14 protein-coding genes are annotated in these 14,689 nt (G+C 73.2%); 7 read left to right on the top strand and 7 right to left on the bottom strand.

Annotated elements, in window-relative coordinates; translation table 11 throughout:
• Nucleotides 1-67: 67 nt before the first annotated feature.
• Nucleotides 68-1,096, bottom strand: a complete 1,029-nt coding sequence (locus AB0J74_RS10920; protein WP_363446956.1) for a uroporphyrinogen decarboxylase family protein — start codon at nucleotides 1,094-1,096, stop codon at nucleotides 68-70.
• A gap of 70 nt (nucleotides 1,097-1,166) precedes the next feature.
• On the opposite strand from AB0J74_RS10920, the gene AB0J74_RS10915 reads away from it, so the two are divergent.
• The 7 genes from AB0J74_RS10915 (at nucleotide 1,167) to AB0J74_RS10885 (ending at nucleotide 5,564) form a co-directional block, all read left to right on the top strand.
• On the top strand, nucleotides 1,167-1,385 hold the full coding sequence (locus AB0J74_RS10915) for a hypothetical protein (protein ID WP_363446955.1): 219 nt from the start codon (nucleotides 1,167-1,169) through the stop codon (nucleotides 1,383-1,385).
• Between the two features lie 43 nt (nucleotides 1,386-1,428).
• The gene (locus tag AB0J74_RS10910; protein WP_363446953.1) at nucleotides 1,429-1,839 is read left to right on the top strand and encodes a hypothetical protein; all 411 of its coding nucleotides are present in this window, start codon (nucleotides 1,429-1,431) and stop codon (nucleotides 1,837-1,839) included.
• An 11-nt stretch (nucleotides 1,840-1,850) separates the two neighbouring features.
• Nucleotides 1,851-2,453 (top strand): cell wall protein, encoded by a 603-nt coding sequence (locus AB0J74_RS10905; protein ID WP_363446951.1) that lies wholly within the window; start codon nucleotides 1,851-1,853, stop codon nucleotides 2,451-2,453.
• 12 nt (nucleotides 2,454-2,465) lie between these two features.
• Entirely contained in the window at nucleotides 2,466-3,275 is an 810-nt protein-coding gene (locus AB0J74_RS10900) for a MauE/DoxX family redox-associated membrane protein (protein ID WP_363446949.1), read from the top strand.
• Between the two features lie 77 nt (nucleotides 3,276-3,352).
• Nucleotides 3,353-3,532, top strand: a complete 180-nt coding sequence (locus tag AB0J74_RS10895) for a hypothetical protein (protein WP_363446948.1) — start codon at nucleotides 3,353-3,355, stop codon at nucleotides 3,530-3,532.
• Nucleotides 3,533-3,692: 160 nt separating this feature from the next.
• Complete coding sequence (locus AB0J74_RS10890; RefSeq protein ID WP_363446947.1) at nucleotides 3,693-4,460, top strand: aminoglycoside adenylyltransferase domain-containing protein; 768 nt, start codon at nucleotides 3,693-3,695, stop codon at nucleotides 4,458-4,460.
• Nucleotides 4,461-4,520: 60 nt separating this feature from the next.
• A complete protein-coding gene (locus AB0J74_RS10885) occupies nucleotides 4,521-5,564 on the top strand; it encodes a hypothetical protein (RefSeq protein WP_363446945.1) in 1,044 nt (347 codons plus the stop codon).
• Nucleotides 5,565-5,658: 94 nt separating this feature from the next.
• On the opposite strand, the gene AB0J74_RS10880 is transcribed toward AB0J74_RS10885, so the two are convergent.
• The 6 genes from AB0J74_RS10880 to AB0J74_RS10855 all read right to left on the bottom strand — a co-directional run bounded on the left by AB0J74_RS10880 (nucleotide 5,659) and on the right by AB0J74_RS10855 (nucleotide 14,689).
• Nucleotides 5,659-7,458 carry a glycosyltransferase gene (locus AB0J74_RS10880; protein WP_363446943.1) on the bottom strand — a complete coding sequence of 600 codons (1,800 nt, stop codon included), beginning with the start codon at nucleotides 7,456-7,458 and terminating at the stop codon, nucleotides 5,659-5,661.
• Between the two features lie 98 nt (nucleotides 7,459-7,556).
• Nucleotides 7,557-8,354 (bottom strand): aldolase/citrate lyase family protein, encoded by a 798-nt coding sequence (locus tag AB0J74_RS10875; protein WP_363446941.1) that lies wholly within the window; start codon nucleotides 8,352-8,354, stop codon nucleotides 7,557-7,559.
• The gene (locus AB0J74_RS10870; RefSeq protein ID WP_363446939.1) at nucleotides 8,354-9,544 is read right to left on the bottom strand and encodes a CoA transferase; all 1,191 of its coding nucleotides are present in this window, start codon (nucleotides 9,542-9,544) and stop codon (nucleotides 8,354-8,356) included. Before AB0J74_RS10870 ends, AB0J74_RS10875 begins: the two co-directional genes overlap by 1 nt.
• The gene (locus AB0J74_RS10865) at nucleotides 9,541-11,640 is read right to left on the bottom strand and encodes an alpha/beta hydrolase-fold protein (protein WP_363446937.1); all 2,100 of its coding nucleotides are present in this window, start codon (nucleotides 11,638-11,640) and stop codon (nucleotides 9,541-9,543) included. The genes AB0J74_RS10870 and AB0J74_RS10865 overlap by 4 nt, the downstream gene beginning before the upstream one ends.
• The gene (locus AB0J74_RS10860) at nucleotides 11,640-13,559 is read right to left on the bottom strand and encodes an SUMF1/EgtB/PvdO family nonheme iron enzyme (RefSeq protein ID WP_363446934.1); all 1,920 of its coding nucleotides are present in this window, start codon (nucleotides 13,557-13,559) and stop codon (nucleotides 11,640-11,642) included. The genes AB0J74_RS10865 and AB0J74_RS10860 overlap by 1 nt, the downstream gene beginning before the upstream one ends.
• A complete protein-coding gene (locus tag AB0J74_RS10855) occupies nucleotides 13,556-14,689 on the bottom strand; it encodes an ADP-ribosylglycohydrolase family protein (RefSeq protein WP_363446932.1) in 1,134 nt (377 codons plus the stop codon). The genes AB0J74_RS10860 and AB0J74_RS10855 overlap by 4 nt, the downstream gene beginning before the upstream one ends.

Below are 14,689 nucleotides of genomic sequence, written 5' to 3'. Positions count from 1 at the left end.
CTGTACCCGCCACCAGCGGTGATGCGCCACGACCCAGCGGGTCAGGCGACGCGGGTCGTGACTGTCCCTAGCCGCGGCGCAGGACCTCGGCGGCGCCGGCCATGGCCCGCATCTTGCCGACCGCGGACTCCCACGGGATGTATTTCATGCCGCAGTCCGTGGCGATCACGACCCGCTCCGGTGCGACGTGGGGGAGCGCACGGCGGACCCGCTCGACGACCGTGTCGACCGACTCGACCGCGTGGTCGGACAGGTCGATGACGCCCAGCATGATGGTCTTGTCGCTGAGGTGTTCGAGCACGGAGGTGTCCAGATTGGACTGGGCTGTCTCGATCGAGATCTGGTCGCATACGCAGTCGGCGAGTTCGGGCAGGAACGAGTAGCCCGACGGGCGCTCGTGGATGATCGCGGCGTAGCCGAAACACAGGTGCACCGCCGTGGTGCCGACCACGCCGGCCAGCGCGCGGTTGATGGCCTTCACTCCGTACGCCCGCGCGGGCTCGGGTCGGGCCTGCAGGTAGGGCTCGTCCAACTGGACGATGTCGGCACCGGCGGCGAAGAGGTCGCGCACCTCCGCGTTGACGGCGTCGGCGAAGTCGTACGCCAGGCGTTCGCCGTCTCCGTAGTAGTCGTCCTGCGCCTGCTGCGACATCGTGAACGGGCCGGGGACCGTGATCTTGATCGTGCGGTCGGTGCGTTCGCGCAGGAAGCGCACGTCGGCCACCTCGACCGGCCGCGACCGGCTGATCTTGCCGACCACGCGGGGCACGGGGTTCGGGTGCCCGCTGCGGTCCAGCGCCTCGCCCGGCTTGTCGAGGTCGAGCCCGGCCAGCGCGGTCGCGAAGTGGTTGGAGTAGCTCTCCCGCCTGATCTCGCCGTCGGTCAGGATGTCGAGGCCGGCGTCTTCCTGCGCCCGGATCGCGAGCACGGTCGCGTCGTCCTGCGCGCGGGCGAGATGCTCCGGCGCGGGCCGCCACAGCTCTTTCGCGCGCACCCGCGGCGGGAACCGGCCGGCGAGCTTGGCCCGGTCGATCAGCCACTCGGGCTGCGGGAAGCTGCCCACGAGCGTGGTCGGAAACAACGGAAGAGCCGCCATGCGCTGTCCTCCAGAGCCGGAGCGGACGTGCCCTCAAGATACCCGGAGGCGGCGGCCGAGGAACTCGGCGATGGAGATCGTCGTACCGCGGTTCGGGAATCCGGTGACCATCCGCATCGGCGGCGAGGCCGCCGGAGTTCTCCGCGCTGGCTCATCGACGACCGCGACCCGCAGTGACCGGCGCCGCGGCTGGGCGTCGGATGCGTTGGCGGGTCGGCGAGCGCCGCGGGCCGAGGAAGAAATCTTCACGCGCACCTTTGACTTCGGCACTTCCCTTCAGCGATGCTGATCGATATTGACGAGCATCGTTCAAACGATCGGAGGGAGACACCATGGCGGCACTCGTCGGTGAGATGTCGTGGTTCTGTTGCGGCAACGCCTGGGGTCCGTGTGGTTCCACCGGGCGGGGCGCCTGCGGCACCTGCACCTCGGGCAACTATCAGCACGCCTGGCCCAACGCGTCGGCGGCCTGCTTCACCATCACCCGGCCGGACAGCTGCGGCGTCAGCATGACCCGGCGCGGGTGCGGGTTCCGGCACTACACGACCAACCTGTGCAACGGCGCGCGGATCGGCACCACGATCGCCGACTGCGGCCCGCAGACCGACCTGTTCTGCGGCGAACGCAGTTGCTGCGGGTCGGCCTGCGGCTCCAACCGCATCATCGACCTGACGCCGGCGGCGTACAGCCTGATCGCCAGCTTGTCGTCGGGTCTGCGTCCCTGCTCGGTCGACACGGTTTGAGAGGCGGCGAGATGACAACCAGGATGGACCGCCGGCGGCTGCTCAGCACCGCCGTGTTGGGCGGCGCCGGCCTCGTCGGTGCGACCGCCCTCGGCTCGCTGGCGCCCGAGGCGGCCTTCGCGGCCGAGGCCCAGGCGATCGAGCCCGGCGCACCGGACCCCAACTTCGCCGAGGGCCGGATCAGCAAGATCAGCGCCGGTACGCTTCTGGCCACCGGCTCCGACGGGGTCCTGCACGCGATCCGGGTCACCGACGGCACCAGCATCTGGAAGCTCTATCCCACGACGTTCGACCAGGTCGCGGTCGGCGACGGGCTCTACGCGCGCGGTGTCCGGCTGCCCGACGGCACGCTGGCGGCGGACTCCGTCTGGGTCAACATCGTCAACGTGCACGCGCACATCGCCGCCGTGGGCCGCAACACGCTGCATCTCGACCACAAAGGACAGCGGATCGTCGCGCACGTCGTGCCCGGCCTGTCCGCCGCCGTCTACAACAGCACACCGGCGGTCTCGGACCTCTCGCTGCTCAAGGTCGGCCGGCACGTGCAGGTGCTCGGGGCCTGGCACCCCGACACCAATGAGATCTCCATCGCGACCGTGTACGCGGCGGCCTGAGCGATGGCCGTCGTGATCGCCGCACTCCAGGCGCCGCTCGTCGGCATCGTGCTGGTCTGGGCGGCCCGGTTCAAGCTCTTCAGCCGGCACGCCGCGGCCAGCGCGCGCCGGTCGGCGCTCGCCCGGCTGGTGGGTGACGACCGGGCACTTCCGGCCTACCGGTGGCTCGGCGGTGCGGAACTGCTGATCGGCGCGTCGCTGATCATCCCGCCGCAGGCCCGGATCGAAGGTCTGGCGGCCACCGGCCTGAGCCTCGGGTTCCTGGGCTATCTGATCTACGCCAAGCGGGCCGCACCCGACGCGTCGTGCGGTTGCCTGAGTGCCGCGCTGACCCCGGTCGCCGGGCGGAGCATCGCGCGGGCGGCCGTGCTGGTGCCGGCCAGCCTGCTCGCCACGTGGGCCGGCACCGGCTGGTGGGCCGCGCTCGGTGCGCACCCGGTGGCCGGCGCCGCGCTGCTGGCGGCCGAGCTGATGCTGGTCGTCGGCCTGTCGCCGGAACTCGACCACTGGTGGTTGTTGCCGTTGCGGCAACTCTGGGTCAACCTGACCCACCCGCTGCGCGGTGGTTCCGGCGTTCCGCTGTTGCGCTCGGTGCAGCAACTCCAGCAGAGCGGCGTGTTCCGCCGGGTCGGGGGCCTGATCAGCTCCGACGTCCGCGAGCACTGGGACGAGGACGGCTGGCGGATGATCTGCTACACCGCCCGGTACCAGGGGCGGCCCGCGACTGCCGTGTTCGCGGTGCCGCTGCACGCGTACGCGCCGGAGACGGTCCGGGTCGCGCTCGTCGACGACCGGGCCGGCGCCACGCTGGTCGCGCTGTAGGAGCCGTTTCCCCGCCGCTCGGAAGATTGTGGCGTGCCCTGGCCGTGAAAATGCTCGGCTCGTGGAAGGGGATGTTCGTGTCGCGGACAAGAGGATGGGTCCTCGCAGGTCTGTATCGGGCTGCTGCCGGCGGCACCGGCGGCGTCAGCCTCAAGGCCGCGACACTGAACATCTACAACGGGGCCGACCTCCTGCACGACCTGAACCTGATCGCGTCGGAAGCGGACCTGGTCGGGCTCGACGAGGTCGGGAGCTAGCCGGCATCGAGAACGCGAGTCGGCCGGAAGAGCTGCCACGCACGAGATGCCGGCACCACCACAATGGAGTCCCGGGCACCCTCCATGACGTCGTAGCCGCCGGAATGTGACGGCGAGAAGTCGATTGCGGCCCGGCGGTGCGGCAGTCGACGATCGCGTGGTGGACCAGATCGAACGGGTCGTCCGGCTGGTGACCGCGACGATCGACGCGGATCTGCTGGGTGTGTGCCTGCACGGCTCGGCCGTGCTCGGTGGGCTGCGGCCGGCCAGCGACGTCGACGTCCTCGCGGTGGCCCGGCGGTCGTTGAGCGACGGTCAGCGGCGGGCACTCGTCGCCGGCCTGCTACCCATCTCCGGCGCCGCGGTGGGCGCGCGGCCGGTGGAACTCACCGTCGTGGTCCAGGCGGAGGTCCGTCCGTGGCGCTACCCGCCGGTCGGCGACTTCCTCTACGGCGAGTGGCTGCGGGCCGACTACCAGGCCGGCGTGCTCCCCGCGCCCGCGCCGATGCCCGGCCTCGCGCTGGAGGTCGCGGTGGCCCTGGCCGGCGACCGGCCCCTGGTGGGACCGCGACCGGCGGACCTGCTCGACCCCGTACCCGCCGATTTCCTGGTCCGGGCAAGCGTCGACGGCATCCCCGGGTTGCTGGCGGACCTGCACCACGACACCCGCAACGTGCTGCTCACCTTCGCTCGCATCTGGACGACGCTGGCCACCGGCACGGTCGTGGGCAAGGACACGGCCGCGGATTGGGCGCTGGACCGCCTCGCGCCCGAGCATCGAGAGGTGCTCGCGTTCGCCCGTGACCTCTACCTGACCACCGCGTACGCGGATGAGACCTGGAGCGATGACCTCGCGGCACAGGTCGGCCCGCACGTCGACGAGGTGCTCACCCGGATCTGGCGGTTATACCCGTCGGGAGCCCAATAGCATGATGAAATGCGCGAAAGCGGACGGAAGCCCAGCTCCGGAAGTCTCAAGCAGAGGATCATGGGGGTCTTCCGTCCGCGCCGCGAGCCGCCACCGCCGGCGCTGCCGTTGCGTCGTGCGCTCATGGAGGGCGCCGGCGCGCTGTTCGTCGCGCTGCTGGTCGGGATCGCGTTCATGGCCGCGTACGTCGGTGCCCTGCACGACCCCGAACCCGTCGACGTTCCCGTCGGCGTCGTGCGGGGCGACCAGCCCGCGCAACAACTGCTCGCGGCCGTCCGCGCTCAGGGTCGGCAACTCGAGGCCGTGTCGTTCCCGGACCGCGCCGCGGCGGATCGGGCGCTGCAGCGACGCGACATCTATGCGGTGCTGGCCACCGCGACCGGTGCGGCCGGGCTGACCCTGACCATCGCCAGCGCGGCCGGTCCGGCCGCCACGTCCGCGATCACCCAGATCCTGACCGTCGCGGCCCAACGCGCGCAGGTCCCGCTGGCCGTGACCGACGCCGTGCCGGTCTCGCCGGACGACCCGCACGGCGTCGTGCCGTTCTATCTGGCCCTCGGCCTGCTCATCGGCGGCTACTTCGGCGGCATCGCGCTCAGCCTCGGGCTGGGCACGGTGCCGAGCCGCGCGTCGCGGGGCGGCCTGCGGGTCGCCGGCCTGGCCGTGCACGCCGCACTGCTCGGGCTGGCCGGCGCGCTCATCGCGGAGCCGATCATGGGCATCTGGCACAACAACTTCGCGGGCCTGTTCGGAGCCGGAGCGCTCATCGCGTACGCGGCCGGCCTGTTCGCCGCGGCCGTGCAGAGTTGGCTCGCCCGGTTCGGCACCGTGCTGATCATTCTGATCCTGGTGGTGCTGGGGAACCCGGGATCCGGCGGCATCTATCCGCCCGAGTTCCTGCCGCCCTTCTTCCGCGGGGTGCACCTCTGGAACATCCCCGGCCTCGGCTCCGAGCTGATCAGGTCGGTCATCTACTTCACGGTCGACGCGGGACGCTGGCCGGCCGCGAAGCTCGCCGTCTGGTGCGTGGCCAGTGCGGCTCTGCTGTTCGCCGCCACCGCGGTGCTCGGCCGACCGCGCCGCCCGGCCCCCTCGGCACCGTAGGCGGCGGCCGGCCCGTTTGGCACCGTAGGCGGCGCCCGGCCCGCGGTAGAACGGGCCCGGCAGTTCGTGCTCACGCTGCGCCTGCAGGCAAGGCCTAGGAGGCCGCGCGGGTCAGCTGTTCCTGCATGCGGCGGCGGGCCAGTTCCATGCGGGTGGCTCGGTCGGCACGGGGGTCGGTCGTCGTCGGGTCGATGGGGTCGCCGATGACGAGGACCATCGTGGGCTTGCGGTGCCACAGGCGGGTCAGGCCGGTCGGTGGGGTGAAGCGGATCGACAACGGGACCACCGGTACGCGGGCCTGGGCGGCCAGGTGGAACGCGCCGCGTTTGAACTCGCGCAGGCTCGTGTCGTAGGGGTTCAGCTCGCCCTCCGGGAAGAAGTGCACGCCCTTGCCCTTGGCCAGGAACAGTTCCAGCTCGGCGAAGAAGCGCGGCAGTTGGGCGGCGCTGTTCGGGACCGCGATGCCGCCCAGCAGCCGCACGATCCAGCCGTACCCCCGGGCCTGCAGGTTGATCGACGCCGAGGTGAAGATGAGCCGGCGCGGGAAGGTGGAGATGGCCACCAGGACGCTGTCGAGCGGGTGCACATGGTTGCAGACGGTGAGCATGCCGCCGGAACGGGGGAAGCGGCCTTCGGTGCGCACGCCGAGGATGGTTCGCGTCCAGAGGAACATCGCCGGGATGAAGATCCCGTAATAGAAGGCGTTCGAGAAGAAGCGATACGTGCGGCCCGAGTAGCCGGCCGGGGGCTGCGGTGCGTCGTCGGCCCGGGCGTAGACGCGTTCGATCGCCTTGACGCTGCGGTCGACCGCGTAGAGGTCGGCGTAGCGGGCATAGGTCTCCGACGCCTCGGCCAGGCCCGCCGGGTCGTCGATCCAGGCGTCGATCCGCGCGGCCAGCGACCTGGCGTCGCCCGAGCGGAACAGGTTGCCGGGCCCGAGTGCGAACTGGCCCGTGGCGCTGCGCCGGCTGTCGGAGATCACCGGCACGAGGCCGCAGGCGAACGCTTCCAGACACGAGACGCCTTCGATCTCGACGTCCGACGCGTGCACGTAGAGATCACAGCTCTGGATCAGCGTGATCAGCTCGGCCTGCGAGTAGTAGCCGAACCGCGCCGGGAGGGTGAGCGTGCGCGCCAGCCGGCGCAACCGTTTCTCGCGGGGGCCGTGCCCGGCGAAATGCAGCTCGATGTTCGCGGCGTGCCGTGACTTGCGCACGGCCCGGATCAGCACCTCCTGTCGTTTCTCGGGTGAGAACCGGCCCACCATCAGGATCCGGAAAGGCTCGTCGGGCTCGCGTTTGCGCACCGGCCCGGGCCGGAAGGTCTGGCTCACGCCGTTGGAGACCACGTGTAGGCGGGCCCGGTAGCCGTGCCGGCGCAGCTGCGCCGCGATGAACGTCGACGGGCAGTGGATGTCGGCGAACCGGCGGTAGAACAGCACCCGCAGCAGGAAGTAGACGAGCTGCGCGGCCGGCGGGAACCAGCCCAGGCCGAGGTTGTAGGTGATGTTCTCCGGCTGGATGTGGAACCCCGCGACGACCGGGACGCCGATCTCCCGGGCGATCCGCTCGGCGCCGAAGCCCAACGGCCAGGGCTGGTAGACGTGGACGACGTCGGCGTCCTTGATGGCCGCGATCAGCGTCTCCCGGTCGGGCTTGCCGAAGACCGTGTTCTGGCGGTGCGCGAGCCGGGTCGCGAGCGGCACCACGAGCTCCGGGACCCAGAACATCTCGGGGCCTTCACCCGGCGGCTCGGGTGCCGCGCCGGGCGAGCCGCACGCGACGACGCGTACGGTGTGGCCGCGCGAGATGAGGTTCGCGGCAAACCGCTTCGCCGACACCGTGATGCCGTTGTTGCCGACATCGAACGTGTCGGTGACCAACGTGATGATCATGCCGCCCGCCACTCTCCGGGTTGTTCCGCGCCGGCCGACCTCAGGGGCCGCGGTTACCTACCGGGAGATCTTGGCAGGTCATGGCCGCGGTTGCGAGGTCACATCCTGGTGGGGCGGTCGGCGAGTGCGATCACCCGCCGGGCGCCGTCCAGCATCGCACGGTCGGCGAACCGGCCGTCCGGCAGCAGCGCCCCGCCGCCGGTCTCCGAGACCGCGGCCAGCAGCGTACGCGCGCGCTCGACCTCGGCCGGCGCGGGGCGGAAGGCGGCCTCGATGACCGGCAGCTGCCGAGGGTGGATGGCGGCGCGACCCAGGAACCCCAGCCGGCGCCCCGCGACCGTGGTGGCGAACAGCTCGTCCAGGTTGGACAGGTCGGTGTGGACCGACATCGCCGGTGGCGGCAGGCCGGCCGCCCGGGCGGCGACCACCACCCGGCCCCGGGCCCAGGCCAACCCGGCGTCGTCGGTGACGCCCAGATCCGAGCGCAAGTCGGCTTCGCCGAGGCCGATGCTGGCGACGGCGGGGTCGGCGGTGGCGATCGCGAACGCCGACTCCACCCCGACCGCTGTCTCCAGGATCACGTGCAGCGGCGTACCGGGGGCCAGCGCGGCCGCCGCCGTGACGTCCGCCGGCGACGAGACCTTCGGCAACCGCAGCGCGGCCAGGCCAGGCAGGCCGGCCAGCGCCGGGATGTCGGCCGGCGTCGCGACGCGGACCTCGCAGGGCACCTCGTGCGCAGTGGCGAGGAACACGCCGACCGCCTCGCGGGCCGCGGCCTTCCGGGCCGGCGCGACCGCGTCCTCCAGGTCGAGGATCACCGCGTCGGCTCCCGAGGCGACCGCCTTCGCGAACCGGTCGGGCCGGTCGCCGGGCACGTAGAGTGACGTGAGCCGCATCAGACCGCCCCGGCCGACCGCAGCGCCGCGATCTCCGCCGGCGACAGGCCGAGCGCGCCCAGGACGGCGTCGGTGTCCTGGCCGTGGTGCCGCCCGGCGTGCCGGATCCGGCCCGGCGTCGCCGAGAGTTGGAACGGCACGTTCTGCATGCGCAGCGGGCCCAGGTCGTCGTCCGGCACGGTCACGGCCGTGCCGCGGGCCCGGAACTGCGGGTCGTCGAGCACGTCGCGCACGTCGTAGACCGGCGCCACGGCCGCCGCGGCACCCTCGAACGCGGCCACCACCTGCGCCCGGGTCCGCGCGCCGACCCAGGCCGCGACCGCGCCGTCGAGTTCGTCGGCGTGGGCGGCCCGGCCCGCGCCGGACCCGAACCACGGCTCAGCGACCAGTTCCGGCCGCCCGACCAGCCGGACCACCCGCTCGGCGATGCTCTGGGCGCTGGTCGAGACCGCGACCCAGGCACCGTCGGCGCAGCGGTAGGCGTTGCGCGGCGCGTTGTTCGACGACCGGTTGCCGAGCCGGGGCTGCACGTAACCGAGTTGGTCGTACCAGGTGATCTGGGGTCCGAGCATGGCCATGATCGGCTCGATGATCGCGAGGTCGACGACCTGGCCCCGGCCGGTCATCTCACGGGCGCGAAGGGCCAGCATCACGGCGTACGCCGCCGCGAGGGCCGCCACCGAGTCGGCGAGGCCGAACGGCGGCAGGGTCGGCGGCCCGTCGGGTTCGCCGGTCGCCGCCGCGAACCCGCTCATCGCCTCGGCCAAGGTGCCGAAGCCGGGTCGCCGCGCGTACGGGCCGCTCTGGCCGAAGCCGGTGACCCGCGCGACGACCAGCCCCGGGTTGACGGCGTGCAGGTCGGCCGGCCCGAGACCCCAGCGCTCCAGCGTGCCGGGGCGGAAGTTCTCGACCAGCACGTCGGCGCCGGCGAGCAGGCGGCGCAGCACCGAGGCGCCCTCGGGGTGCGACAGGTCCAGCGTGACGGTCCGCTTGTTGCGGGCGAGCACCTTCCACCAGAGGCCGATGCCGTCCTTGCCCGGGCCGTGCCCCCGCGCCGGGTCGGGTCGGCGCGGGTGCTCCACCTTGACCACGTCGGCACCGAAGTCGCCGAGGAACGCGGCGGCCAGCGGCCCGGCGAACAGCGTCGCCGTCTCCACGACCTTGACGCCATCAAGAGGAAGGGGCGTCACGGCGTGCCCGTCGCCGGGTCGACGGATGCCAGGAACACGTCGCCGTCGGTCAGGCCGGTGACCAGGACGCGGTCGCCGGCCGACGTTGCGAACAGGTTCTCCTCCGCGAACGCGTCGGCCCCGTCGGCCCGGGCCGATCCGAACTGGGCGACGGTGGTGGCCCGGCCGCGCCGGTCGACCCGGACGGTCAGCACGTCGTAGGCCCCGGCCGGCACGCCCAGCGCGCTGTCGGTGAAGCCGACCACCTCCACGTCACCGCCGGGCAGCGCGACCACGTCGGCACCGGCCTCGTCGCCGCGGCCGCCCGTGACCAGCCGCCAGCGTTGCCGGCCGGCCGCGGTGTAGCCGGCGGTGAGCACGTCGCGGGCGCCGGCCGTGCCCTCGCCCAGCGCGCCGGTGACGACCGCGGTGCCGTCCGCGACCGCGAGGCCGGCGAACAGGTCGTCGCCTGCGCTGCCGTCGCTGGTGACCCAGGTCTGCTGGCCGTCGGCGGTGTAGTGGGCGAGCCATCCGTCGCTGCCGCCGCGGTAGGTCGTGCCCGGCAGGCCGGCGGAGGTGACCCCTGCGACGTAGACGTCGCTGCCGTCGACGGCGACCGCCATGGCCTTGTCCTCGCCGGTGCCGCCGAACTGGCGGGCCCATACCACCGCGCCGGCCGCGGAGATGCGGGCCAGCACCGCGTCCTTGTCTCCCGCGCTCGGCCCGGCGTAGGACCCGCTGCTGTAGCCGGCGACGTAGGCACCGCCGTCCGGGGCGGCCGCGACCGCGTAGAACCGGTCGGCCGCGGTCGGCGCGCCGACCTGGGTCACCCAGGCCCGCGAGCCGGTGGCCGTCAGCCGCGCCACGACACCGTCGTCGGCCGGGCTGCCGGGGTGGGCGCCGTCGAGATCCCCGCGGGTGTAGCCGGCGGCGATCACGTCGCCGGCGCCGACCGGCACGGCACCGTAGAGCCGGTCGTTGGCCGGCGTGCCGAACGTTCGGGTCCACAATGGTCTGCCGGCATCGAGCCGCGTCACCACGGCGTCGAGCCCGCCGGCATTGGGCTGTCCCTCGACCGGACCCGCCGCCGCGTAGGCCAGCGAGACGGTGCCGTCCGGGTGCGCCGCGACCCCGCCCGCCGAGTCGGCCCCAGGGGTGCCGTAGCGGGGCTCCGGCAACCCCGCCGGGGGAGTGGCGCGCAGCGTCGCCGACAGATGGGTCAGGCCGTCCACGAAGGAGGGTTGCCAGACACCCCAGTCGTGCCCGCCGTCGACGACCCGGAACTCCGCCGACACGGCCGGACTGCGCCGCACCGTGTTGTAGAGGGTGGCCGCCTCGTAGTCGAGGTCGTGCACGGCGTCGGCCGGGTCGGGGTTCGCCCACTCGTCGTCGCCGACCGCGATGTACATATGCACCGGCAGGTCGGTGTCCAGGTGCGGCACCAGCGCCGGATAGTTGAGCCGTTCGTAGACCGCGTCGGAGAACAGCGCGTCGCCGTCGCCGTAGGCACCGAACTCGCGGGCCGACGAGCCGGCGGGCGGCAGCGGCCGGTAGACCGCGGGGCTCAGCACCAACGCGTTGGCGAACAGGTCCTGATGTGCCAGCGCGAACCGCAGCGCGCCGGCCCCGCCCATCGAGTAGCCGCCGATCAGCCGGGCGCCGCGGTGCGCGGCCGTGCGGTAGCTGCCGTCGACGTGTGCGACCAGGTCGCGGGTGAACGCCGTCTCGACCGCACGGCCGTCCTTGTAGGCCGAGTCGACGTAGTAGTTGCCGCGGTCGTTCCAGGGCGCGTCGGGCAGCACGGCGATGACCGGGGGCACGGTCCCGTCGGCGATCATCCGGTCCAGGTCGCCCTTGATCTTGGTCCAGGCATCCATGGTGTCGCCGCGGCCGTGCAGCAGGTAGAGCACCGGGTAGCGGACGGCCTGGTTGCGCGTCTCGGCGTAGCCGTGGGGCAGGTAGACGGTGTAGGCGATCGGCTCGCCGAGCGCGGCCGACGGCGCGCTCGCGGTGGTGAGGGTGCCGGAGCGGTCCTTGCCGGCCTGCGCGGGCGCGGCGGCGGCCATTCCGGCGACGAGCAGCAGCGCGACGGCGGTCATCGGCCAGGTCCTACGCATCAAGCCTCCAGGTCAACGGCGCACCGGAACCCGACCTGGGGCGAGCGGGCCAGGCCCGCGCCGAGGGTGAGCAGCCGGGCGGAGATGTCGGGCGGCTGCGGGCCGCCGTCGAAATACCAGTCGGAGCCGTGCGGTTCGTACGCGGACCCGCCCTTGACGATGCTGAACCGGGTACGCCCGTCGGTGTGCTCGCTCTCGGTCAGGTTCCAGACCAGCGGCTCCCGGCGGTGCAACAGGCCGGACTCGGCCGCGACCTGCCACTCGTCCTCGGTGGGCAGCCGGGCACCGGCCCAGCGCGCGTAGGCCCGGGCGTCGTCCAGCGTCACGTCGGTGACCGGGGCGCCGGGGTCGCCGGTGCCCGCGGTGAAACCCTCCGGCCGGACGGGCCGGTAGTCCGTGGCCAGCCGGAACGCGGCGTAGTCGGCGTTGGTCACCTCGTGGGTCGCGATGGCGAACGGCCGCAGGTCGACCGGGCGGATCAGGGTCGCCATGCCGTGCAGTCGGGGCGGCAGCGGCTTCCACTCGTCGACGTAGGGCGCCTCGCCGTAGAGCCCGCACTCCCGGACCCGGTGGCGCACCACGAGTTCGCGCCTGGTGCGGTCGACCGCGACCATCCCGACCGGCACCGTGGTGACCGCGACCACCGGGGCGCCGGTCCGCACGGCGGCCCGGGCCGGGAACGACGGGTCACCGTCGGCCGCCGGATGGGTGCCGGACGGCGCCGTGGTCGTCACGGCCGCGATCCCGCCGGCCGGCAGCGGCCCACCCACGTCGACCCGGCCGTCCGCCCGCGGCCACGTCGTCAGCGCGGCACCGGTGACCAGGTCGTAGTAGGTCGGCCCGGCATCGGCGACGAGCCACGCGCCGTCGTGGGCGGGCCCGCGGTTGACCACGGTCCACAGTGGCTGGCCGGCGTGCACCCACCGCGACGCGTGCACCGCGGCGGAGGACCCGGGATGGTCCGCCAGCGGTGTCCAGTCGTCGGCGCTGAACCAGGCCGCGTGCGACACCTGCACCCGCCGCATGGCCCGCAGCAGCGCACGGTCCCGCGCGCTCCACCCGACCCAGACCCCGAACACGTTCTCCCACACCAGCATGCCGCTGCCGTTGAGCCAGGCCGAGTGCAACTCGTCGAGGTGGCCGCGGTGCCAGCGCCGGGTGTGGTGCGCGATGTGCCGCCGCTCGAACCAGCGGGCCCGCAGCACGCCCGGCGGCTCGGAGTCGGCGAACCACTGCGCCCACGACATCTCGTGGTCGTGCACCCGGGCCAGCGGCACCTTCGACTCGCCTTCGAGCAGCAGGCCGGGCCGCGCCGCGTCGAGAGCGGCGCGCAGGTCGCCGGCGCCCTCCTTGAGCGTGTCGAGGAAGACCCCGTCGGCGTCGAGCCACTTCACCGCGTCGACCAACTCGGCGGCGGCCCGGTCGGGTGCGATGTCCTCCCACGGATACCAGGTGACGAACGCCTTGACGCCGCGGCGGTGCAGGGCCGCGACCACTTCGGGCAACTCCGGCACGCCGCGGTAGAGGGCGAACTGGTCGCGGTCGTCGATGCCGATGACCGGGTAGGCGTGCCAGAGCACCACACCGTCGAGCCCACCGAACTCGCGCGAAGCCGCGTCCAGGTAGGCGTCCACGGTGAACACGCCACGGTCGTGGTCGTAGAGGGTCTCGTCCCAGAGCCAGGCGAGCGCGATCGTGAACAGGGGTGCGCCGAGCAGGTCGTAGCGGGACCCGTCGTAATCGAGGCGCTCCCGGGCCTCCGCGCGCCAACGGGTCAGCACCGAACGCCAGGCCGGCAGGTCCGAAGCGGACCGCGGCGCCGCGAAGATCTTGGCCTCGTCGAGCACCGACAGGTCGGCACCCGGCTCGAGCGGCACCGAGGTCGGCAGGTCGATCGGGCGGGGCACGTACGGGTTCACGCCAGGTCCCCGAACCGCCGCTCGCGGCGGGCGAACCGCGCCCGGTCGAGCGCGAACACCTCCGCCGCGACCTCGGCCAGCACCCGGGCCGGCTCGGCCAGGTCGGCCCGGGACGCGGCCGCGACGGCGGAAGACCACTGCGCCGGAACCGCGGCGGCCCCGCCCAGCGCACCGGCGATCGCGCCGGCCATCGTGGCCGTCGAGTCGGCGTCCCGGCCGTAGTTGACCGCGCCCAGCACCGCCTCGCGGTAGTCGCCGCCGGCGACCAGGAGCAGCCCGAGTGCGACCGGCAGTTCCTCGATCGCGTGCAGCCGGCTCGGCCGCCGGGCACCCAGGCCGGGGTTGCGGTAGTCGTCGCCGACGGTGTCGAAGGGCGCCATCGCGGCCCGCAGCCGGCCGAGGGCGCCCCGCCAGTCGGTGTGCTCGCGGGCCTCCTTGCTGACGGCCGCGATGGCCGCCCGGGTGCCGTCGTGCGCCACCTCCAGCGCCGCCGACACCACGTCGTCGACCGTCGCGCCGGCGGTCATCGCCGCGGCCACGGCGGCCGCGAAGACGCCGGCCGCCTCCCGCCCGAAGCTGTGCTGGTGAGCGCCGGCGACCTCGATCGCCTCCGCGTACGCGGAAGCCGGGTCGCCGGCGTTCACCACACCCACCGGCGCCATGTACATCGCGGCGCCGCAGTTGACGACGTTGCCCACGCCGGCCTCGCGGGGATCGGCGTGCGCGTGCCGCAACCGGGTCACCAGCCAGCGCTCGGCGGCCGCGAGGCGGTGGAAGGCCACCGCCTCGCGCTCCATGTCGGGGATGAAGACGACCCGCTCGGTCAGGTCGGCCACCAGGAGGTCCGCGACGTCGAAGGCGTCGAGGTGGTCGCGTTTGGCGGCGTACACCCGCACCAGCGCGTGGGTCACCAACGTGTCGTCGGTGATGTGCCCGTCGCCCTTGTGGTACGGCGCCAGCGGCCGGGCCGTGGCCCAGTCGGCGTGGAAGGGCGGCGCGATGCCGTCCACCCAACCGCCGTAGCGGGCCCGGATCTCCTCGGGAAGCGCGGTCTCGGTGGCGCCGCCGAGCGCATCGCCCACGGCGGCACCCACGAGAGCGCCGGTCGACTTGTCGAGCAGGACCGTCAT

This window comes from Asanoa sp. NPDC049573, assembly GCF_040676615.1.
Classification (GTDB): Bacteria; Actinomycetota; Actinomycetes; order Mycobacteriales; family Micromonosporaceae; genus Asanoa.
Note: the sequence above shows the minus strand (reverse complement) of the source record. Positions and strands in the feature narration are given on the sequence as shown.